Origin of the sequence: Pseudomonas sp. PDM04 (genome assembly GCF_014851765.1) — a bacterium.
GTDB lineage: Bacteria > Pseudomonadota > Gammaproteobacteria > Pseudomonadales > Pseudomonadaceae > Aquipseudomonas.
In genome coordinates this window covers 1-569 of record NZ_JACVAI010000018.1, presented here as the reverse complement: position 1 = coordinate 569, position 569 = coordinate 1, and the positions used below count along the sequence as shown (strand labels likewise).

Below are 569 nucleotides of genomic sequence, written 5' to 3'. Positions count from 1 at the left end.
TGGCGCCGGAGTACACCGGGTAGGACTTGAACCAGTCCACCGGGATCGACAGGTGATTGACCACGTGCAGCATGGCGATCACCACGATGAACGCGCCGAAGAACCAGTTGCCGACGTAGATGTGCTTGGTCTTGCGTTGCACCACGGTGGTGAAAAACACGATGGCGTAGGCGACCCAGACCACCGCCATCCACACCGCGCCGGAGAACTCGATCTCGGCGTATTCCTTGGTGGTGGTGTAGCCCAGCGGCAGGGTGACCAGCATGATCACGATCACCGATTGCCAGCCCCAGAAGGTGAAGGCGGCGAGGGTGTCGGAGTACAGGCGCACCTGGCAGGTGCGCTGCACGGCGTAGTAACTGGCGGCGAACTGGGCGCTGCCGGCGAAGCCGAAGATCACCAGGCTGGTGTGCAGCGGTCGCAGGCGGCCGAAGGTGGTCCAGGGCAGGTCGAGGTTCATCTCGGGCCACACCAGTTGCGAGGCGATCCACACCCCCATTGCCATCCCCACCACGCCCCAGAACACGGTCGCGATGACGAATTGGCGGACGACCTTGTAGTTGTAGGCC

1 protein-coding gene is annotated in these 569 nt (G+C 63.3%); it reads right to left on the bottom strand.

From position 1 onward, the window contains the following. On the bottom strand, nucleotides 1–569 hold a 569-nt coding region (locus tag IB249_RS29565; protein WP_192309934.1), incomplete at both ends, for a cbb3-type cytochrome c oxidase subunit I.